Raw genomic sequence first — 20,996 nt, forward strand, 5'->3', positions numbered from 1 at the left:
GCAATTACTTCTACTTCTTCAGTTTCTTCCGTTTCCGCAATTACTTCCACTTCTTCAGTTTCTTCTGGTATTTCCACAATGATTGTTTCTTCAAGTTTTTCTTCTGCTTTGACAATCACTGATTCTTGTGAAGTTTGCTTTTCTACTTCAATAGTAGGTTGTTCTATTTCTGTATTACGTTTAATTTCTTCTGATAATATTGTATCCTCGTGCTCTACTTTAGAAGCTACTAATTCTTCTTGTAGATTGTTTTCGTTTAACACCACTACATCTTTTTCTAGCTCAGCACTTTCCATCTGCTCAGCTACTGTTTTATGAAGTAATTCATCCGCTGAAACTTCCTGCGGTGTACTCATTTCTTGAATCACTTCTTTTTCTTCTACTAAAAGCTCTTGGCGTTCAATTTCATAACCGTTTTTCTCTAGCCATTGATCAACAACTGATTTTTCTTTCTTTTTATCTTGTTGACCAACTGATTCATGACTAGGCGAAGAAGACGTTGCTTGCCCTTCTGAGAAATCTGATAATGTATACCCTTTTTTCTCTAACCATGCATCAACAACTGCTTTGCCCTCTACAGATATTACAAGATCTTCTCTTTCCTTTACTTCCTCCTGCTTTTCTTCCTTTTTCTCTACAGAAGGACGATTATATCCGTAAATTGGCGAAATCATTTCTGTTGGACGAAATGGTCTACGGTTACTTTCTTGCACTGGTGCAGATGCCTTTTTAATGACAGACTCTCGCTCCGGTTCATATTGCACTTCCGGTTCTTCATATGTAGAAACTACCTTCTCCACATACGGTCGTCTGCTTCTTTCCACTTTTATTCCTCTTTGAATAGGCTGATCTTCATACGTTACAGCTTGAACAGAGTGTTCTTCAAAATGCCCTGTTTCTATAACATCCTCTTCGTCGAACCCATTATCCGGTACTAATGGAAAACGGCATTTCCCTGCATTCCTACTTGCCATTTGTGCTTCTCTTGCTTCAGTGTAGTGGTTTACACGCGGAATTTTCGGCTGACTTTCCATTTGCTTTGGTACTTCTTTATTCATCGCTGTTTGTTCTTCCTCTTTGTTAAACAGCTTTTTCATCCAATCTAACATGCTTACCACTCTTTCTACTAAATAGTAACATCCTTTATTGTATCAGCATTCGGCAAAAAGTGCAGGTAAAATTAAGCATGTCATATTTATCCACAATATTCTAATTTACGAGTGTTTTCATATGGAAAAACGCAGCCTTTCATGTAAGACTGCGCTTAAGCTTTACTCTTCCGATATTCATCCACACTATCCGTTACACTTTGCAATAAAGAATTTACATACTGCGGGTCAGATAATTTTTTATCCTCTTCAGGATTTGACATAAACCCAAGTTCTAATAGTACGCCAGGAACTTTTGCCCAATTAAATCCAGAAAGATCATCCCGAAATTTAACTCCATTTACTTTTATCTGATTATTTTCTCTCATTTTATTTACAATTGTTTGAGAGATTTGAAGGCTTTCCGCATAAATCTCTTTCGTATATGGACTTCCTTCTGCCGGCGTCAATACAGCAAATCCACTTTGGTTTGGATTTTCAGAACCATCTGCATGCAGACGTAAAAATAAATTTGCCTTATGATTATTTGCGAATGTCGCTCGTTCTTTATTACTTATATCAACGTCTTGTGACGTTCTCGTCATTAATACTTGTATCCCTTTTTCTTCAAGCTTCTCTTTTAATAAAAAAGCCATTTCTAATACAAGTACAGCCTCTCTCTTTTTCGTCACAATACCTGTTGTACCATCTGTCACTTTATATTTTTGTGTCGTTGCCCCTGGTCCAATCGGCTCTAAATTTAAATTCGCTTTTTGTTGATGCCCTGGATCAATAACAACGAGAAACTTTCCTTGCTTTTCATTACTCTCTACTTTTTGTTCATTATTTTGCAATGGTTGCTCAGTTGAGGGCACCGGTGTAGTTTCCTCTGTCTTTTCTTCGGCCGGCACTTCCTCCTGCTTATGCTCCACTTGCTCATTCGTTTCAATTGCTTGCGGTTCTTCATTCTTTTCTTCTTGCTGCTTTTCTACCGGTGCGTCTTCTTTGTTATCTTTTCTTTTCTCTTGTATAGAAGATGTAGTTTCTTTTTTCAGCTGCTCTTGTGAACAACCGGCCATATATATTCCAATGAATGCAATCATGCTCATTATTTTTATATACTTCATACTTCTCTCCCATCACTTTGCACCGAATTCAAAGTTTTTCTTATAATTGCCCTATAATCTCATCCATACTTCCAATATAAACAGGCTGCCACGTTTCTGTACCACGCTCTGCAGTATAAACCGGATAAGCGTTATCATCTATATTCACGAAAACCGGATCACCCATATCCGTTTCATATCCAATTGCAATCCATCCTTCTTGCCACTTTCCGTTTTCTTCACTTATTAATGAATTCTTATGTTTATCATATCGATAACCGATTTGCCCTTTTTCTAATTCATTTTCACTAAACAAATATATTTCATAGGAACCTAACTCAATATCTTGCTGTTTTGAAGTTTCAATTCGTTTCAGAAGTGCTGCAATTTTTAGTTGTTGTTTCATACGTCTATCCCCTTCTATTTTTCTAAATTTTAACTAGTTTGTTTATAAAATACAATATAGATTTTAAGAAAAAAGGTGGCATCCTTATGAATATGAACGATTTTCTACATATATCTATCACAACTCGCAATATATTAACGATTCAATAGAAAAGAGAGGCTGTCCAAAAGGACAACCTCTCTTTTTTACATCAATTAAAATTTGAACTCTTGTCCAACTTCAAAGCTATCTTCTAATACAAGAATACCTTTTTCTTGTGGAGCGTCTGGAAGCTCTAATTCACGTGCAGAGCAGATCATTCCAGAAGAAGGAACTCCTCGAAGTTCAGCTGGTTTAATTAGCATACCGCTTGGCATTACAGCGCCGATTTTTGCAACGACAACTTTTTGTCCTGCATCAACGTTTGGTGCACCACATACGATTTGTAATGTTTCTGTACCGATTTCTACTTTACAGATGTTTAACTTATCCGCATTTGGATGCTTTTCTTTTTCAGCTACATAGCCTACAACAAATTTTGGAGAAAGGTCTGCTTCTACTGTTTCTTCAAAGCCGTTCTTCGCTAAAATTTCGTTGATTTTTTCTACAAGTTCTTTCGTTAATGTAAGGTTACCTGTTTCTTTTACTTCTAAGTAAGAAGATGCATTAAAGATGTTGAATCCTGCTGTTTCGTTACTTTCACGATCATATACGCGTGCAACATCTCCTTTGCGATCAAAAGTACGGTTCTCTAAAGTAATATCTTGTAAGGCAACAATTAGAGTGTCACCAATTCCTTCAAGGTTGTAAAAAACGTTCACTTCGTTCATCCTTTCTCTTTTCCATCTGTCTTCTTCCGATTCTTCGCTAAAATAAAGATTGGTTCAAAGTCCCCATCTTCATATACGAATGAAAGTGATGTAATCGGAACATGCCCTTCGGCAAAAAATTTCATTGTCATTTGTGCAATAATATCATAACCGATTTCGTTGACGATATCAGCAATAATTAATACATCCTGATGAGGAACAGCAACAACCATGTCACCAGAAATCTTTTCACGCATCGATTGTAGTAACGATTCGTTTAAAATACGAGTCGCATCATACCCATCATTTGTGTTTAAAAAGTAGAATGTATTACCCGCTACTGTTTCTTGTTTAAATTCATAACCTAATGAACGAGCGTTGAATAATGCCATTTCACGCACTTGCTGTTCTGTAAGTTCTAATTTTTGTAATAAGCGCTCATCAATTAGGCGATACGTTTTATTCGAATCTAACGCGTAGTAAATACGTGTTTCCGCCGTATGATCCGTCATAATAAACGGATTTCCTTCTTCTGCTTGTTTCGGGAAAGAAGTAGAGCGAATAACAGGTAAAATTTTTGCCGCACCATTTTCTTCTTTATGCATCGCAATTAACGCTTCTTGTACGTAATAGGCAACCTCTTCAATTGCCTTTTCCTTGTTCACTTCCCATTTTGCCACAACTCCTGGAAGCGATACGTTAATACCTTTTTTCGAGTCTTTCTGTTCTATACGTAGAACTTCTTTCTCACTATCATACTGAAAGTCCCATTCCGGGCGAGATAATTTCTTCATTAACTCATCTTTCATCTTTTTACTTGTCATCTTCATCTCTTTTTCCTCCCTTCCAAAAAAATAACCTCCCCCGCGAAGGTAGAGGTTGTTTTACAATTCAATTGGCAAATTGCCTTATTTTAACCCTTCAATAAACTCTTCGATTTGTTCTTGTGTTTTACGGTCTTTGTTTACATAGCGACCTGTTTCTTCACCTTTATTGTACGCTACAAAGCTCGGAATGCCAAATACGTCTAATTTTACGCATAGATCAATAAACTCATCACGATCTACATAGTAAAATGAGAAATCACTATATTTCTCTTCTACTTCTGGCATAAATGGGTCTACAAAGCGGCAGTCTGGGCACCATTCTGCTGAGAACATAAAGACTACATTCTCTTCATTTTTTAATTGTTGGAATTGCTCCATGCTTTCTAATGATTTCATCTATATTTCCTCCTCTAACGAGTGCATTTTTTCATGTTATAATCTTTCTTTTATACTACCATACATCGCGCATGGTGCAAGGTTTATGCTTGCTTTTCGTCATACTTATATTGCCCAACAAGTAACTTAACAACGTGTACAAATAATTCCGTACGGTCGACATAATCATCTGTAAAAATACCGATCGCACCTTCGTGACTACGAATATCTTTTCTCTGCACAAACTCTTCCATCACTTCACTTAACTCTTTGCCATTTTCAAGAGGTGTTAAAAAATCGTCTGGTAACGTAATACGTGCCCCGCCAGCAACAAATATTTTCCCATCGCTTGTTGCTAGCGCGCCCCAGTTACACATAAATAAACCGTGCTCCGTTTTCATTACGCCGCCTTCTAGCCCAATACCAATTTGTGCTTCTCCTTCTTGCAGCGCTCGTTTCGCTCTATTAATTGCTCCTTGCATCGTCTCTTCATCTGAGAAAGGCTGATTTGCTACTCCTGACGGAACAGAAAGAGATGTAATTTCGGCCTCTTTCCAAACTTTCTCCACAGCGCCAACCTTCGTTTTATTCTTCGATCCAACTACTACCTTCATTTCGTTCACCTCTATAAAAAATCATCATTTCATCTTCATAAAATCACTCTTTATACGTGGGAGCACCACCACTCATCGCTGAGTTATCTCTCCCACCTAAAAAAAGAAAGGCTCTTCAGCCCTTCTTCTCTACGCGTTATTCTTAATTGTCTCTAACGTCGTTTTATCTGTCGTTCTTACAAGCTTCGTAATTAATTCTTTCGCCGCTGCATAATCATCAACATGTAAAATTGAAGCATGTGTATGAATATATCGCGCGCAAACACCAATTACCGCTGATGGGATACCAGAGTTGCTTGTATGTACACGACCCGCATCTGTACCACCTTGTGAAATAAAGTATTGGTACGGAATATTGTTTGTTTCTGCTGTATCTAAAATAAATTCACGTATTCCTCTATGCGTTACCATCGTGCGATCGTAAATACGAAGAAGAGCACCTTTTCCTAATTGACCGAACTGCGTTTTATCACCAGAAGCATCGTTTGCTGGACTTGCATCAAGCGCATAGAAAATGTCTGGTTGAATCATATTTGCAGCTGTTTGCGCACCGCGAAGACCTACCTCTTCTTGTACAGTAGCACCAGAGTATAGTGTATTTGGTAATGTTTCGTCTTTTAATTCTTTTAATAATTCGATAGCCAGACCACATCCGTAACGGTTATCCCAAGCTTTCGCCATAATTTTCTTTTCGTTTGCCATCGGCGTAAACGGGCAGATTGGCACGATTTGTTGTCCTGGTTTTACACCAATTTCAATCGCATCTTCATAGCTATCTGCACCTATATCAATTAACATATTTTTTATATCCATCGGTTTTGCACGTTGCGCATCACTTAATAAATGAGGAGGAACAGAACCAACAACCCCAATAACAGGACCATTCTTCGTCATAACTTGTACACGCTGCGCTAATAGAACTTGGCTCCACCAGCCGCCTAACGTTTGAAAACGAAGCATTCCGTTTTTCGTAATTTGCGTAACCATGAAACCTACTTCATCCATATGACCTGCTACAAGAACACGCGGGCCAGTTTCGTCCCCTTTTTTCAGACCAAATACGCTACCTAAACCGTCTTGCACAATTTCATCAGCATATTTGCTTAATTCTTGCTTCATAAAACGGCGTACATCATGTTCAAAACCTGATGCACCTTGTAATTCTGTTAACGTACGAAATAATTGTAATGTCTCTTTATTCACGAAGTCCCCTTCTTTCAAACCTTAGTAGAATACCTCTTTTATTGTAACGAAATTTTCGAAATGTTTCTAGTTTCTTCTTTTTTAGCTGTATTTGCTTTATAATTATTATTGGTACACTATTTTTATTTTATAGAATTGAGGTGAATATATGAGCTGGAAAGGTTTAGTAGCAGGTCTTGGCGTTGGATTTGCAGCTGGTTATTTCGTTGCAAACAAAGTACAAGAACAATCCCATATTTCTTCAGAAAAAGCATTGAAAATGGTGAAACAAGCATTAAGTCATAAAGGTGAAATTACTGGCTCTTGGGTACATATGGTTCCAGAGACATTTGAAAAATATGATGTCGCATATGAAGTTTATCGCGGCGGTCTTACAACAATGTTAGATGATATACAAGAACGATTTGAATTTTTAGTTGATGCTAAAACAGGTACTGTTTTAGAGGTTATAACAGCATAAAAAGGAGGGTTCCCATTAGGTGAACCTCTTATTTTTTTGAAAAATTACGGATAGTGATTGAAATTATATCGACTTACCAACAAAATCCTGCAAAAGAAAGGAGGCTGCTCCAACAACTTTTGTTGAACAACCTCCTATTTTTAAGCCTCTATACTCGTTTTTCGTTCTATCTTTTCCACAATATATCCTTCCTCATTCCACTTCACAGCGCGATAATATGCGTCATGGTAAAACGTAAACCATGCCTCTTTTTCAGCACCATACTTCATCCATTTTTGCTTATTTTCAATCGATGTCATCGGATAATCATCGTATGCCATTACCCATAATACATTTTGATGTGCATGTGTCGGCAAGAGATCTGCTAAATGTAGCATCGTTTCACCCTGACTTTCCAAAGCGATAACTGCATGTCCATCACTATGACCACCCGTATGCGCCATCTTGATTTCATCTGTAATCTCTATTTCTTGCTGAAACGTAACAACTCGATCTACAATCGGCTCCCAATTTTCCTTCCAATATGTATTACGTGATCTAATATTTGGGTTCCTCATTTCATTCCATTCTGTTTCACTTACATAAACTTTCGCATTCGGAAAAGCTGGTACAAGGTGATCATCTTCCCATTTTGTTAAACCAGATGCGTGATCAAAATGAAGATGCGTCATTAAAACAGCATGTATATCTTCAGACTTTAATCCTAATTTTTCTAATGATTCATAAACTGATGATTCTTCTGTTACACCTTGATTTCGTTTCATCTTCTCATCCAATTTACCATTTCCGATTCCTGAATCAATCAGCATGTTTCCGTCTTTCGTTTGCAAAAGTAACGGATCTGTTCGTAAATAAATATGATTTGTGTCATTATGTTTATATTTGCGTGACCAAAGTACTTTCGGCACAACACCAAACATTGCCCCTCCATCTAAATGTGTATTCCCGCCATTTAACCATGTCACTTTTATATCTCCAATTTGTAACTGTTCCATTACACATCCCCCTTTTCAATTAATCTTAACATAAAATTCTGATTATTTTAGACATAAAAAAACCTACGCATTACTGCATAGGTTCTGTACGATATTTTGCTTCAACTCGGTAAATACGATGACCTTTACTAGAGAATTTCTCTTCGTATTCAGTCATGATGTTACCTTCAAAGTCACTGTTATGAAGATCTAAGCTTAAGTAAGTTAGTAACATACCATACTCAGCCATACTCATAAGAGAATATTCAAATAAACCTTGGTTATCTGTTTTGAAATGAATTTCTCCGCCTTCTACTAACACTTCTTCGTAATTACGTAAAAATGTTTTATACGTTAAACGACGCTTCGTATGACGTTTCTTTGGCCATGGATCTGAAAAGTTTAAATAAACGCGATCGATTTCACCTTTCGCAAAGAAAACTGTTAAATCTTCAGCATCTTTATTAATTAACTTTAAGTTCGGTAATTCTTCTTCAATTAATTTATCAAGTGCATCTACGACAACACTTGTGAATTTTTCAATTCCAATATAATTAATATGCGGATTCGCTTTTGCCATATCATACATAAAGCGGCCACGACCTGTACCTACTTCAATGTGAATTGGTTGTTCGTTTCCAAATACTTCTTTCCAGTTACCAGCGCGCTCCTCTGGGTTTACAATTACGATATGTGAGTATTCATTAATTCGATCCATTGCATACGGTTTATGTCTTAAACGCATAGATGTCTCCCTCTCTTTACGAAACTATTTTAAAGGAATAATTCCTTCTTTCTTTTTTTAATCAATCTACCAAACAAAAAACCAAGTACGTACGAGCACTCGGTCCGTTTCTTTCAAGTATAAGATGTACCATTTTGATAAAAACTACATACAGCATTAAACATTCCATGACGAAACAGCTTTTCCTCTTACATTTGAAGAGGAAAACAATCGAAAGGATGATCCGTTCATGCCAATTAATCAACAACATCAATTAGAAGTGCTGAAAGATATTTTAGTCAATCACCAAAGTGATTGCTGCGGGACAGTTTCAGAATGCGAGCAATTAGAGCGCCTCATTCAATCGTTACTCGCAAACGATAATATAAGTAGTGACGCTAAAACAATGCTAAACGATGTATATTCTTATAGTCAATCGGGTAAATCTTCCTCTAATTTGGACAACCATATTTCCAATAATCAAGAACAACTTACTCAGTGGATTGCTGGAATGGACAATTTTTCTTAAGTATTATTCTGAAGCAAGTAGTTGCTGTAAATATTGATGCCAATATTCAGCTTCTGCTTGCTGCTTTTTTGTTGTATGCCATTGAATAGACAAAATCGTTTGTGCTATCACATACCATCTCATTCGCCTAAGCAATGATTCATCCATTTCAATATCATAATAACCGAGCCACTCACTCCATTCGTGGCGCGGAATGTACCAATATAATAACATACCGAGGTCTAAAGCTGGGTCAGCAATTACAGCTCCATCCCAATCAATTAAAAACAACTCATCTTCATCCGACAATAGCCAGTTGTTATGGTTTACATCACAATGACATACAACGAATTCATTGTATTCAATATCTTTTAATGAATCCGTTAAATATTGAAGACCTTGCTGAATTGTTTCATCATCCCTTATATCTCCTCTTAAAAGGAGTTGCAGTTGTTGTAATAACTCTTGTGCGTGAAGCGGCTGCTTCCCAAGTCTTTGAATCATCTGTACAAGCGCTTTAGAGGAGTGTATTTTCTTCAAAAGTTTCGCAACACGATCTAGTTTCATATCCTCTGGCTCTAGCTTCTGTCCCGGAAGCCATTTTTGAGCAGAAATTACATCACCGTTCGTTACCCTTCTTGTCCAAAGTAATTTTGGAACAATTCCTTCTGCTGACAATACCGCTAAAAAGGGCGATGTATTCCGCTTTAAAAATAACTTCTGTTGTCCGTTTTGCGCAATATACGCATCGCCCGTTACTCCACCAGCCGGTACAAGACTCCACTCTTTTCCTAATAATTGTTCCAACCATTCCATATTCATTACCCGTTAACAAATCCTTATCTTTTATAGTTATGAAAAGAAAAACCGCAACATTTCTACACATGTTGTGGATTCATATATATTTTACTGTGAATGAAAAGAAAAATTAGCCTAAGCCAAAAATTCTCTATTATATTTTACAAAACCTGTCATAGAATGACAACTTATCAAAATCGTCACCTTTGTCAATTCTACATTTATTACATTCTCATCGTCAAGTAGCGATTTGTCACATTATCGTCAATATATACGCGCTAATTGGAGCCAGCCTAAGTTCCTTTCCTCTAAATGAGGAAATTGGCTCTATTTTCGCTTGCTTTTCGTTTACTACTACATGCCACATTTCTTCTTTCGGTAATTGCACCGTTTTAGCTTCTAAACCGCTATTAAATAAAACGACAATCTCTTTCCACGGTCCAAATGATTTTACATTTTGCAGGTGGTATGCAAGTACTTCTGTAGATGTTTGTAAAAAAGTCATATGTTTTTTTATAAGGTCTGCATTTTGTAATCGGAATGCCCCGTGCTCTTTACGAATCGCAATTAATCCTTTTATATAGTTAACGGTCTCTATCTCTTTCTCTTTTTGATTCCAATCTAATTGATTGATTTCATCATTTGCATTATAACTATTTTCATTTCCTTTCTTCGTACGATAAAACTCTTGTCCTGCGTGTAAGAAAGGAATACCTTGCGAAAGAATAACCATTGCCGTTGCTAGCAAGTGACGTTTTTTCAAAATCGCTTCTGGTTCTTCATTACTCCGCGCTAGTTTATCCCACATCGTCATATTGTCATGGCATTCTACATAGTTAATGCTTTGCACAGGCTCTAGAAACAGCCCTGTTTCTTTCATACTTAAAAGACTTCCTGCTGCAATATACTGCAAATGATTACAGTCTACATGCCCACCAAATGCAAAACCACGCTTATTTATATGAAATGTACTCCCTTTTATCCCGTCACGAAATTGATCATTAAACTGTGCGATATGTGGCATTTTCTTCGCATTATTTAACGTTGCTTTTTCCTCAAGAGAAAGCGGTGTTTGTAAATCCCATCCCTCTCCTAATAACAAGGCATCTCGTTTTATGTTTCGCACTTCTTTTTCTATCGTATTCATTGTATCAACATCTAAAATTCCCATTAAGTCGAATCGGAATCCATCGACATTGTATTCTTTAAGCCAATATAAAATAGACTCTACGATGAATTTCCTCATCATTTTTCGTTCAGACGCTATATCATTTCCGACTCCCGTCCCATTAGAAGGCATACCATCTTCACCATGACGAAAATAGTATCCTGGAACAAGCTTTTCAAATGACGATAGCTCCCTTTCATAAACATGATTATATACAACATCTATAATCACCCTAATGCCTTGTTCATGAAATGTTTCAATCAATTGTTTACACTCTACTATCCTGTTATACGGATCAGAGGGGTTTGTAGCATAAAATCCCGTTGGTGCATTATAATACAATGGATTGTACCCCCAATTATAGGCGGAAGAAGGATTCGCCTCATCTACACCACCAAAACAGTATAAAGGCAATAGTTCAACATGTGTAACACCTAAATCTTTTATATAAGACAGCCCTGTTAACGTTCCATTCCGTCCTGTTGTTCCCTCTTCCATCAACCCTTTATATGTCCCCTTTTGAATTACTCCACTATTTGGATGAATAGTCGCATCACGAATATGCAGTTCATACAATATGGCATCTGTCATTGACTGTAATGGTGGTAATTCCTCTTGTGTTGTTATATTTGTCTTTTCTAAATCGATAACAATACCGTATTTTCCGTTTACCATCACCGACTTTGCGTAAGGATCCACAGCTTCGTTCCATATTAAATTAATACAAACAAGAAATGTATAGCGCGCTCCGTCTAAATCCCCTTGTAAGGTTTGAATCCAAACTCCGTTTTCTCCTCTGTACATTTCATGATCGGTATATTCTTTATCGCTTTTATAAATTCTTACTTTCGCAAGCCTTGCAGTTGGGGCCCACACTTTAAATGTCGTTGCTTCTTTTTGATACACAGCACCTAAATCTGTACCTTCGTAATAATACTTTTCATCGAAAATTGTTGTTCGAATAACAGCCCCTATTTGTAAATCCGTTTCTTCATTCCGTTCATCTCGTACTGTATAATACTTCCCCACATCTAGCGGCTCTTCTATAAAGCACTCATACTTCGTTGCATCCGGAAGCGCAATAGTATGAGCAATCGGTAAATCTTTCACATTACTTCCTTCTTGCAAACGAAATGTCCGACTTGTTCCATACGCATGTGGGAGCAAAATTGTAATTTTATTCATTTCATCTAAATAGGCATCAAATGGACGTTTTACTTTCAACATAAAAAAATCACCATCATTCTCAAAGTTAAAATAAAGTGAAACTTTAATGAGTGAGAAAGTTTTTACATCCCCACTCATTATTAGCCTTCACCAATCAGGCGAGATAAAATGAGCTGCAAATGATAAGACTTTTCTTATCAACAAGACCCTCTACAGTAACTCCATTCTTCTCTATAGTATATTCACCTGCATAAAAAACGTTTTCACCATTCTATTTTTGTAATTTTATTTCAGCAATCGGTTTATACTTTGGGGTTTCTTTCACGTGGGATTCGTATAAAGTAATTGTATCTGCTTGAAATGATATTTCAGGCACTTCTTTTATACTTTCTAAATGAAACTTTTCTTTTCCTATCCATTTACGAGCAATAGTAATATGCGGATGATACGGGCGTGTTTCTAGAGAAAAACCATTTTCTTCACAAATGGCATGTACTTGCTTTTGTAACTGAAACAAATCATGATTCTCACTTACCTTCGCCCAAAAAATACGGGGCTGATCTTCCCTACCAAACGTTGAAAACCCTTGTAACATGAACGATAGTTCTTTTGTTTTTGTAAATGTTTGTAATCCATTCTTTATTCCTTCTAATTGTTCCTCTGTTGCACTTCCTAAAAAGGAAAGGGTAATATGATAGTCTTCCTTATGTACCCACGAGCGAAATGGTAATTCCTCATTCGTATCCTCTTTATAGTTAGAAAGCATTTCTTTTATATGATTTGGTAAAGTAATCGCGACAAAATAATGCAGCTCCATGTACATCTTCTCCTTCCTTTTATTGTTGCTTTTCTTTCTTATATCATTCAATTAAAAAGAAGCCGCCCTCTAAAGTAGAGAGCGGTCATTATTCATATATCCTTTATCGGCGATTAAAGTTTCACTTTACTTCGCTAATTCATGAATTGCTTGCGCGTAAATTGCTGTTGCCTTTAATAAGTCTTCGATTTCAATGTACTCGTCTTTTTGATGCGCAAGTTCTTCTTTTCCAGGGAATAGCGGGCCAAATGCCACACCAGCTTTTAATGAGCGAGCATAAGTGCCTCCTCCAATTGCTAGCAATTCTGCTTTTTCTCCTGTTTGTTCTTCATATACACGTTGCAACGTACGAATTAATACGTGGTCTTTATCAACGTGATGCGGGCGTGAATTAGAATAGTCAGCTACTTCAAACCCATGCGTACCAACATACTCTTTCAACTTCGCAATTGTTTCTTCAAAGTTAGTTGTAACCGGGTAACGTACGTTTAGCCCTAAGTTGCCACCGTTTTCTTTCGTATAAGAAAGGCGACCAACATTTACTGTTAATGGACCACTAATTTCATCTTTATAAGCAATAGTAGCTTTTTCACCAAAAATATCACCAGTAAATGTTTCTGTTGCAAATGTCGCAAATGCATTTGCTTTTCCATCAAGTGAAATTGTAGTTAAGAAGCTCGCTAATGATAAGCCTGCATTCTCTCCTTTTTCAGGAGTAGATCCGTGTGCTGAAATTCCTTCCATTTGCAGCTTCACTGTATTTCCTTCTATAGTTAATTTCCCTATTTTTTTAGCATTTTGTAAATACTCTTCATATGCTACCGTAAGTGCATTTACACCTTCTCCTGTAACAACAGCTTCTGCAAAATCAGGAACCATATTTAAACGGCGACCTGAGTCAAAGGAAACAAGTTCATATGTACCTTTTTTCTCTTCACTACCATTTTGCACAACTTGTATATCAGAAATTCCTTTTTCCGCATTAATAATTGGAAAGTCCGCGTCTGGCGCAAAACCGATTGTTGGCATTTCTTCGTTTTTAAAGTAGTGATCTACACATTTCCAATTACTTTCCTCATCTGTTCCTAAAATCATACGAACTCGTTTTGAAAGAGGTAAACCTAATTCTTTCACAATTTTCATCGCATAATAAGCTGCCATTGTTGGGCCTTTATCGTCAATTGCACCACGTGCAAAAATCTTTCCGTCGCGAATATCTGCGCTATATGCAGGTGTCGTCCAGCCATCTCCCTCTGGTACAACGTCAACGTGACAAAGAATACCTACTAATTCTTCTCCTTGTCCCATTTCAAGATGACCTGCATACCCTTCTAAATTTTTAGAAACAAAACCTTCAGCTTCTCCTTTATGTAACATGAAAGATAACGCTTTTTCTACACCTTCACCGAATGGTGCGCCTTCTTTCGCCGACTCTTCTTCCCATACACTTTTAATTTGTAAAAATTGTTGTGTATCACGAATTAAATCATCTTTTCGTTTTGCAACTTCTTCTGTCCAATTAATCGTTGACATCGCGCATCCATCCTTCACTATATTATCTCTTTCATCATAGCAAACCGAAATACCTTATGCCATACACGAAAACCAAATACCGAACAATTGTAATATTTCAGATATTTCCCATTAGTTTTTCTTTTATTTTTTAAAAAAATTTGCAGGAATTTGGCGTTTTACGTAGAATTTTATGTGTTAGTTGACTGACCATATATACAATGTCAACTACCAATATTTTTCTATATGAATATTTGTTAAACTTTTGTAAAATTTAAGTAGATTAAAGCATGAATTTTATCATGTAGAGTACAATGGTAGTAACGACCTTCTTTCCTGCAATGGGGTCAAAAAAACTAGTAGAGGAGTGGTTTTCTTTTGAAACCTACAACTACTCGTATGCTAACACGCATTAAATCAATTTATATGTACATCAATGAAAACGGAACGGTAACGACGAAAGACCTTGTAGATGAGTTCGGGATCACACCGCGAACGATACAACGTGATCTAAATGTGTTGCAGTTTAATGAACTCGTGTATAGCCCTTGCCGCGGTAAGTGGACAACAACAGGAAAGAAAGTGAGAATGACCTCATAACGAAAAATAATTGTATGTAAATAAATACATACCCCTTTCTAACTATTAGAAAGGGGTCTTTTCTGCACCTAGAAAGGTACTATTTTTCAGTATCTACTTGATATGTTTTTAACATTTCTACTTCTTCATCTGTTAACTCTCGGTATTGTCCAAGTTCTAGTTCTTCATCTAATACTAACGGGCCCATCTCTGTTCTCTTCAGATAAACAACTTTTTTCCCTACCGCTTCAAACATACGCTTCACTTGATGGAATTTCCCTTCCGTAATCACAAGCTCAATTTCGGAAATATCATCGCTTTTTAATATTGTAAGCGCACCTGGCTTTGTTTCATAGCCATCGTCTAAAATAACACCTTTAGCAAACTCTTTTACATCCTCTTCTGTTACTACTCCTGCAACATGTGCATAATATTTTTTCGGCACGTGCTTTTTCGGAGATAACAATTGATGTGATAACTTCCCGTCATTTGTTATCAATAAGAAACCTTCCGTATCAATATCAAGTCTTCCAACTGGGAACGGATCAAAGATTGCATCTTCTAATTCTAATAAATCTATTACTGTTTCATGATTATCATCTTCCGTCGCTGAAATAACACCTTGTGGTTTATGCAACATTAAATACACAAACTCTTTGTATTCCACAACTTCACCGTGAATCATAACTTCTTGCTCTTCTACATTTACATGAACCTTCGCATCTTTTACTGGCGTTCCATCAATTTTCACAACGCCATCTTTCAATAATTTCTTTACTTCTTTTCTACTTCCATATCCCATATTCGCTAATAATTTATCTAATCTCACGTTTTTCACCTTCTTTATTTATCATAGAAAAGGGGACGTAATTACGCCCCTCTTGATTTCAACTTTATTTTAAATCTACTACCAAGTTTACGTTGAATTTTATCTAATGCTTCTCCGCCAAATACTCTTTCAAGTACTCCTGTGCGAATTGCTAATAATCCGTAAACAAGACCACCAATACCTGCACAAATCACAACTGTTATAAGAGCACCAATACGGCCATCAGGCGAAATCATGAAGGATAGAATCCATTGTGATAGTTTTACAGCAATGACCATTACAAGTGTCAATATTGCAATTTGGAAAGTTCTTTTATATACAACACCGAATGAATAGTGTGCGTATTTTTTAATTTGTCGATTTGTGTACCAAACAGAAGCTAAGAAACCAACTGCGGTCGCTAGAATTGCTCCTACTGTACCGAAATAACGAATAAAGATTACGTTACATACAAATTTCAAAATAACACCCATAACAAGCGCGACAATCGCATGTTTTTGTTGATTAATCCCTTGCAGAATCGCCGCTGTTACCGTAAATAAAGCAAATAACAATGCAACTGGTGCATACCACATTAATACTTGTCCACCTAATGGATCTGAGTCATAGAAAGCAGTGTAAATTGGATATGCAAGTGTTGAAATACCGATAACTGCTGGCAATGTTAAAAACATATTTGCCTGGAATGTTTGTGTAATTTGTAATTTCAAATAGCGGTATTGTTTTTCAGTAAATGACTTTGTAATCGCCGGCACGAGCGTTAAACTAAACGCAGTTGCAAGTGATACAGGAATCATAATTAGCTTATGCGTCCACATTGTGAAAATACCAAGCGCTCGCTCTGCGATATCGCCTTGACCAATCGCTTGCATAATTGAGTTAAATGTCAATGTATCAATTTGTTGATATAAAGGAATTGTTAACCCAATTACAACGTAAGGAATTGCATATGCAAATAATTCTTTAAACAATTGAACGGTACTTACTGTTGATTCTGGTACAGTTTGTTCAATTAAGTATTGATCCAAATATTTTTTACGTTTTAGCCAGTACCAAATTAACACACCAAGCGCTCCAACCGCTGAAACGAACGCAGCAAATGTCGCTACTCCAACTGCTGTTGCAACTGTACCGCCAAGTACTTTAATAACGATAAAACTACCTGCTAATAAAAAGACGATACGAATAATTTGTTCAATAATTTGTGAAACGGTAGTTGGTCCCATAGATTGGTGACCTTGGAAATAACCACGAATTAAACTCGCTGCTGGTACAACAATAAGTGCGAAACTTACAAGACGAATGATCGTCGTAACTTCTCCTACATTATTGTGTATACTTTGTTTACCAAGCATTGCTTCTGCAAATAATGGTGCCGTCATGTACAGTACTAGGAATGAAAGAACCCCTGTTACTATCATCATAACCATTCCCGAGCGGAACATTCTCCGGCTCGTTTTATAATCGCCAAGCGCATTATATTTGGAAACAAATTTCGAAACAGCAAGCGGCACACCTGCCGTTGCGATACTTAAAAAGATCGTATATGGAATGTATCCATATGTATAGAGCGTTCCGCCTTCTGTACCTACTAATGCATGAAACGGAAAGACGTAAATCATGCCTAAGAACTTTACTAAAAATGTCCCTAGCGTAACAATAAGCGTTCCGCGCAGAAATTTCGAATCGGACATACAAAAATCCTCCTACATCTACATAAAGTGAAACTATAATTAGTTGGAGTTTTGTTCATCCCCACTAATTATTAACCCTCACCAATCAAGCGTTTACAGGCAGTATGGCTCTTACTGAATTCTTTGATCCAGCCGAATTTTACCGCCCACAAATAGCGGGATAAAGTGAGACTACAATTAGTCGGAGACTTCTCTCCTACTCCTTATTAGTTGAACCATTCGAGCATTTACAGGCTAACAGACTCCCTATTTACTTCTCCTAAATCTCAGGGTTTTAGTCTTATTGCCCACAAATAGCAGGATAGTGCTGAACTCTAACTTTTGTATTGTACCACAATTCTCTCATTAAGCAGTACTTCACTCTATTTTTCTTTTAAGGGAAAACATGCTATTCTTTTAGGCAGGAAATGTAGAAAATGAGGTCGATATATTATGCATTATGATGTTATTGTCATCGGCGGCGGTCCTTCTGGGCTAATGGCTGCAATTGGTGCTGCAGAAGAAGGCGCAAATGTCTTGCTTCTTGATAAAGGAAATAAACTCGGGCGTAAACTTGCGATTTCTGGTGGCGGGCGCTGTAACGTAACAAACCGTCTACCACTTGATGAAATTGTTAAACATATACCAGGAAACGGTCGCTTCTTATACAGCGCTTTTTCTATTTTTAATAATGAAGATATTATTACATTCTTTGAAAATCTTGGTGTTAAATTGAAAGAAGAAGACCATGGCCGTATGTTCCCTGTGTCAAACAAAGCACAATCTGTTGTAGACGCACTTTTAACACGATTAAAAAACTTAGGTGTAAAAATCCGTACAAATACACCTGTTGAAACGATTGAATATGAAAACGGTCAAACGAAAGCAGTTGTACTGCAAACAGGTGAAGTGTTAGAAACGAATCACGTCGTTATCGCTGTTGGCGGAAAATCAGTTCCTCAAACTGGTTCTACTGGAGACGGATATGCTTGGGCTGAAAAAGGTGGGCATACAATTACAGAATTATTCCCAACAGAAGTACCTATCCTTTCAAACGAGCCGTTTATACGTGACCGCTCATTACAAGGTCTCGCTTTACGCGATATAAACTTAAGCGTATTAAATCCGAAAGGAAAAGCTATCATCTCTCATAAAATGGACATGCTCTTCACTCATTTCGGCCTATCTGGTCCTGCTGCTCTTCGCTGTAGTCAATTCGTCGTGAAAGCACTGAAAAAGTTTAAAACGAATACAGTACAAATGAGTATTGATGCATTGCCAGAGGAAAATAGTGAACAACTATTCCAACGTATGCTGAAACAAATGAAAGAAGATCCGAAAAAAGGAATTAAAAACGTATTAAAAGGTTATGTTCCTGAGCGTTACTTCCTATTCTTATTAGAAAAAAATGAAATTGACGGTAGCGAACAAGCTGGACAAGTTTCTCACGAAAAGATTCGTGCACTTGTGAAAGACTTTAAAGAATTTATTGTGAATGTAAATGGTACACAGTCAATTGAAAAAGCATTCGTTACTGGTGGCGGTGTATCCGTTAAAGAAATTAATCCGAAAGAAATGTCTTCTAAATTCACGAATGGCTTATACTTCTGCGGAGAAGTTCTTGATATTCACGGTTATACTGGTGGCTATAATATTACATCCGCCCTCGTTACTGGTAGAATTGCCGGAACGACAGCTGGAGAAAACGCGAAAATGCAATATTGAAAAAAGAAACAGGGATTCCTGTTTCTTTTTTTAATATTGCCATGAAATCATAACAGCGGTCTTTCAATTATATCGGCGATCCCTCAAGATATACCGACCTATCAACAAAGAATACCAAATCCCCTCGTGCTTTTTTATTGCTTTATATACCTTAGTACCTTTATATTTTATATTGTTGAATATTTAAAAAAGGGTAAGGGGAAAACATATGAGAAAAAAAGTCATGATGTCTTTAATGTTAATGACGTTTCTTTCTGCGGTAGAAGGAACGATTGTTAGTACAGCAATCCCTCGTATAACGAGTGATTTGTCAGGCGTCGAACTCGTTAGTTGGGTATATGCAATTTATATGCTTGCAACAGCTGTTTCGACTCCAATATACGGAAAGCTAGCTGATTTATTCGGTCGTAAAAAAGTTTTACTTATCGGAGCTACAATCTTTTTAGTCGGTTCTGCACTTTGCGGTGTCGTTACATCGATGGAACAGCTTATCTTCTTCCGTGCTCTTCAAGGTTTAGGTGCTGGTGCTGTTATGCCGATCACAATGACGATTATCGGAGACTTATATGACGAAGCGAAAGACCGTGCAAAAGCACAAGGATGGATGAGTGCTGTTTGGGGTGTCTCTGGTGTTATCGGACCATTAGTCGGTGGATTTTTAGTTGATTCTCTATCTTGGCGTTATATTTTCTTCTTAAACGTTCCATTTGGAATTATTGCTTGCTTAATGATTGCTATTTATTACAAAGAATCTATTAAGCCTGCTAAGCATCATATCGATTATCTTGGTGCAACAGTTTTTTCATTAAGTACAATCGCTCTACTATATGCATTATTAACAGGTAGCAGTAAGCAAAACTGGGGAGACATAACAATTATCGGTCTATTAATCTTTGCTGTTATTTCATTTATTATTTTCTTATTCATCGAGAAAAAATCTCCAGAACCATTAATTCCGTTAACACTTTTCTCTAACCGTACATTATCTACGATAAACATATTAACCCTTATTGCTGGTGCAATGATTATTAGCATTACAATGTACCTTCCAATTTGGAGCCAAGGTGTATTAGGGAAAAATGCGACAGAAGCCGGACTTATTTTAATGCCAATTCCTGTTATGTGGACATTTGGTGCCATCTTCTCTGGTAATCTAGTCGGCAAACTAAAAACGAAACAAATCATTTTACTTGGAGCTAGCATTTTATCCGTTGCTACCTTCTTATTATTTACATTATCAACAAATTCACCATCGTTCCTTATTTATGTGGCGGTCGGATTATTCGGCTTAGGAATGGGGCTTGTGACACCGATTTACATGGTAACAATTCAAGCAGCCGTACCAGCACATACACGCGGAACAGCCGTTGGTTTAAACACATTTATTAATACATTTAGTCAAACATTAGGTGCTGCAATATTCGGCACAATCTTCAATACGATGATTCACGCACGTGGTATTAAAAATCTTGATCTCGTATCTTCTGGCGGACACGGAGGAACTACAGCAAACGTAGTAACCGAATCACAGGAGGCACTAGCATCAAGTGTACACGTTATTTATATGAGTACTTTCGTATTAGCAGTATGTACATTAATTATCGCTTGGCTTTTATTAAAACCAGCTACACAAACAAGTGAACAATAGTAAAAAG

20 protein-coding genes and 1 pseudogene are annotated in these 20,996 nt (G+C 37.0%); 5 read left to right on the top strand and 16 right to left on the bottom strand.

Features of this window, described 5'->3' with window-relative positions; all coding sequences use genetic code 11:
* The 8 genes and pseudogenes from COK05_RS10965 to COK05_RS11000 all read right to left on the bottom strand — a co-directional run.
* Window positions 1–1,109: pseudogene (locus COK05_RS10965) on the bottom strand (hypothetical protein); the annotation flags it as partial.
* Window positions 1,110–1,264: 155 nt separating this feature from the next.
* Window positions 1,265–2,215 carry an N-acetylmuramoyl-L-alanine amidase gene (locus tag COK05_RS10970; protein ID WP_141539027.1) on the bottom strand — a complete coding sequence of 317 codons (951 nt, stop codon included), beginning with the start codon at window positions 2,213–2,215 and terminating at the stop codon, window positions 1,265–1,267.
* A gap of 40 nt (window positions 2,216–2,255) precedes the next feature.
* Window positions 2,256–2,600 carry a thiamine transporter gene (locus COK05_RS10975; protein ID WP_098612608.1) on the bottom strand — a complete coding sequence of 115 codons (345 nt, stop codon included), beginning with the start codon at window positions 2,598–2,600 and terminating at the stop codon, window positions 2,256–2,258.
* Window positions 2,601–2,794: 194 nt separating this feature from the next.
* On the bottom strand, window positions 2,795–3,409 hold the full coding sequence (ytpR, locus tag COK05_RS10980; protein ID WP_001006761.1) for a YtpR family tRNA-binding protein: 615 nt from the start codon (window positions 3,407–3,409) through the stop codon (window positions 2,795–2,797).
* Window positions 3,406–4,218 carry a DUF1444 domain-containing protein gene (locus COK05_RS10985; RefSeq protein WP_098612609.1) on the bottom strand — a complete coding sequence of 271 codons (813 nt, stop codon included), beginning with the start codon at window positions 4,216–4,218 and terminating at the stop codon, window positions 3,406–3,408. Before COK05_RS10985 ends, ytpR begins: the two co-directional genes overlap by 4 nt.
* Window positions 4,219–4,296: 78 nt before the next feature.
* Window positions 4,297–4,611: a thioredoxin family protein gene (locus COK05_RS10990; protein WP_000838193.1), complete on the bottom strand. Its 315-nt coding sequence runs from the start codon at window positions 4,609–4,611 to the stop codon at window positions 4,297–4,299.
* 83 nt (window positions 4,612–4,694) lie between these two features.
* Complete coding sequence (locus COK05_RS10995; protein ID WP_098612610.1) at window positions 4,695–5,204, bottom strand: DUF84 family protein; 510 nt, start codon at window positions 5,202–5,204, stop codon at window positions 4,695–4,697.
* 129 nt (window positions 5,205–5,333) lie between these two features.
* The gene (locus tag COK05_RS11000) at window positions 5,334–6,407 is read right to left on the bottom strand and encodes a M42 family metallopeptidase (protein WP_088023183.1); all 1,074 of its coding nucleotides are present in this window, start codon (window positions 6,405–6,407) and stop codon (window positions 5,334–5,336) included.
* Window positions 6,408–6,555: 148 nt separating this feature from the next.
* On the opposite strand from COK05_RS11000, the gene COK05_RS11005 reads away from it, so the two are divergent.
* Entirely contained in the window at window positions 6,556–6,867 is a 312-nt protein-coding gene (locus COK05_RS11005) for a PepSY domain-containing protein (protein WP_098612611.1), read from the top strand.
* Between the two features lie 140 nt (window positions 6,868–7,007).
* Here COK05_RS11005 and COK05_RS11010 read toward each other — a convergent pair whose 3' ends face one another.
* The gene (locus COK05_RS11010) at window positions 7,008–7,862 is read right to left on the bottom strand and encodes a YtnP family quorum-quenching lactonase (RefSeq protein WP_098612612.1); all 855 of its coding nucleotides are present in this window, start codon (window positions 7,860–7,862) and stop codon (window positions 7,008–7,010) included.
* A gap of 70 nt (window positions 7,863–7,932) precedes the next feature.
* On the bottom strand, window positions 7,933–8,586 hold the full coding sequence (trmB, locus tag COK05_RS11015) for a tRNA (guanosine(46)-N7)-methyltransferase TrmB (RefSeq protein WP_098612613.1): 654 nt from the start codon (window positions 8,584–8,586) through the stop codon (window positions 7,933–7,935).
* A 229-nt stretch (window positions 8,587–8,815) separates the two neighbouring features.
* Here trmB and COK05_RS11020 point away from each other — a divergent pair, with 229 nt between their 5' ends.
* Window positions 8,816–9,094, top strand: a complete 279-nt coding sequence (locus tag COK05_RS11020; protein ID WP_001122235.1) for a YtzH-like family protein — start codon at window positions 8,816–8,818, stop codon at window positions 9,092–9,094.
* 3 nt (window positions 9,095–9,097) lie between these two features.
* Here the strand turns inward: COK05_RS11020 and COK05_RS11025 are convergent, their stop codons facing one another.
* The 4 genes from COK05_RS11025 to pepV form a co-directional block, all read right to left on the bottom strand.
* Window positions 9,098–9,895: a phosphotransferase family protein gene (locus COK05_RS11025; protein WP_098612614.1), complete on the bottom strand. Its 798-nt coding sequence runs from the start codon at window positions 9,893–9,895 to the stop codon at window positions 9,098–9,100.
* A 229-nt stretch (window positions 9,896–10,124) separates the two neighbouring features.
* On the bottom strand, window positions 10,125–12,266 hold the full coding sequence (gene pulA / locus COK05_RS11030; protein WP_098612615.1) for a type I pullulanase: 2,142 nt from the start codon (window positions 12,264–12,266) through the stop codon (window positions 10,125–10,127).
* Window positions 12,267–12,477: 211 nt separating this feature from the next.
* On the bottom strand, window positions 12,478–13,023 hold the full coding sequence (gene thpR, locus COK05_RS11040) for an RNA 2',3'-cyclic phosphodiesterase (protein WP_098612616.1): 546 nt from the start codon (window positions 13,021–13,023) through the stop codon (window positions 12,478–12,480).
* Between the two features lie 126 nt (window positions 13,024–13,149).
* Entirely contained in the window at window positions 13,150–14,556 is a 1,407-nt protein-coding gene (gene pepV, locus COK05_RS11045; protein WP_098612617.1) for a dipeptidase PepV, read from the bottom strand.
* Between the two features lie 357 nt (window positions 14,557–14,913).
* Here pepV and COK05_RS11050 point away from each other — a divergent pair, with 357 nt between their 5' ends.
* The gene (locus COK05_RS11050) at window positions 14,914–15,135 is read left to right on the top strand and encodes a DeoR family transcriptional regulator (protein ID WP_000805512.1); all 222 of its coding nucleotides are present in this window, start codon (window positions 14,914–14,916) and stop codon (window positions 15,133–15,135) included.
* Window positions 15,136–15,214: 79 nt separating this feature from the next.
* Here the strand turns inward: COK05_RS11050 and COK05_RS11055 are convergent, their stop codons facing one another.
* The gene (locus COK05_RS11055; protein ID WP_098612618.1) at window positions 15,215–15,943 is read right to left on the bottom strand and encodes a pseudouridine synthase; all 729 of its coding nucleotides are present in this window, start codon (window positions 15,941–15,943) and stop codon (window positions 15,215–15,217) included.
* A 41-nt stretch (window positions 15,944–15,984) separates the two neighbouring features.
* On the bottom strand, window positions 15,985–17,637 hold the full coding sequence (locus COK05_RS11060) for a putative polysaccharide biosynthesis protein (RefSeq protein ID WP_098612619.1): 1,653 nt from the start codon (window positions 17,635–17,637) through the stop codon (window positions 15,985–15,987).
* Between the two features lie 432 nt (window positions 17,638–18,069).
* Here COK05_RS11060 and COK05_RS11065 point away from each other — a divergent pair, with 432 nt between their 5' ends.
* Both COK05_RS11065 and COK05_RS11075 read left to right on the top strand, forming a co-directional pair.
* Window positions 18,070–19,341: an NAD(P)/FAD-dependent oxidoreductase gene (locus tag COK05_RS11065; RefSeq protein ID WP_098612620.1), complete on the top strand. Its 1,272-nt coding sequence runs from the start codon at window positions 18,070–18,072 to the stop codon at window positions 19,339–19,341.
* A gap of 208 nt (window positions 19,342–19,549) precedes the next feature.
* Window positions 19,550–20,989, top strand: coding sequence for an MDR family MFS transporter (locus COK05_RS11075; RefSeq protein WP_098612621.1), 1,440 nt, complete (start codon window positions 19,550–19,552; stop codon window positions 20,987–20,989).
* Window positions 20,990–20,996: the final 7 nt, after the last annotated feature.

The organism is Bacillus cereus, assembly GCF_002567495.1.
GTDB lineage: Bacteria > Bacillota > Bacilli > Bacillales > Bacillaceae_G > Bacillus_A > Bacillus_A cereus_AQ.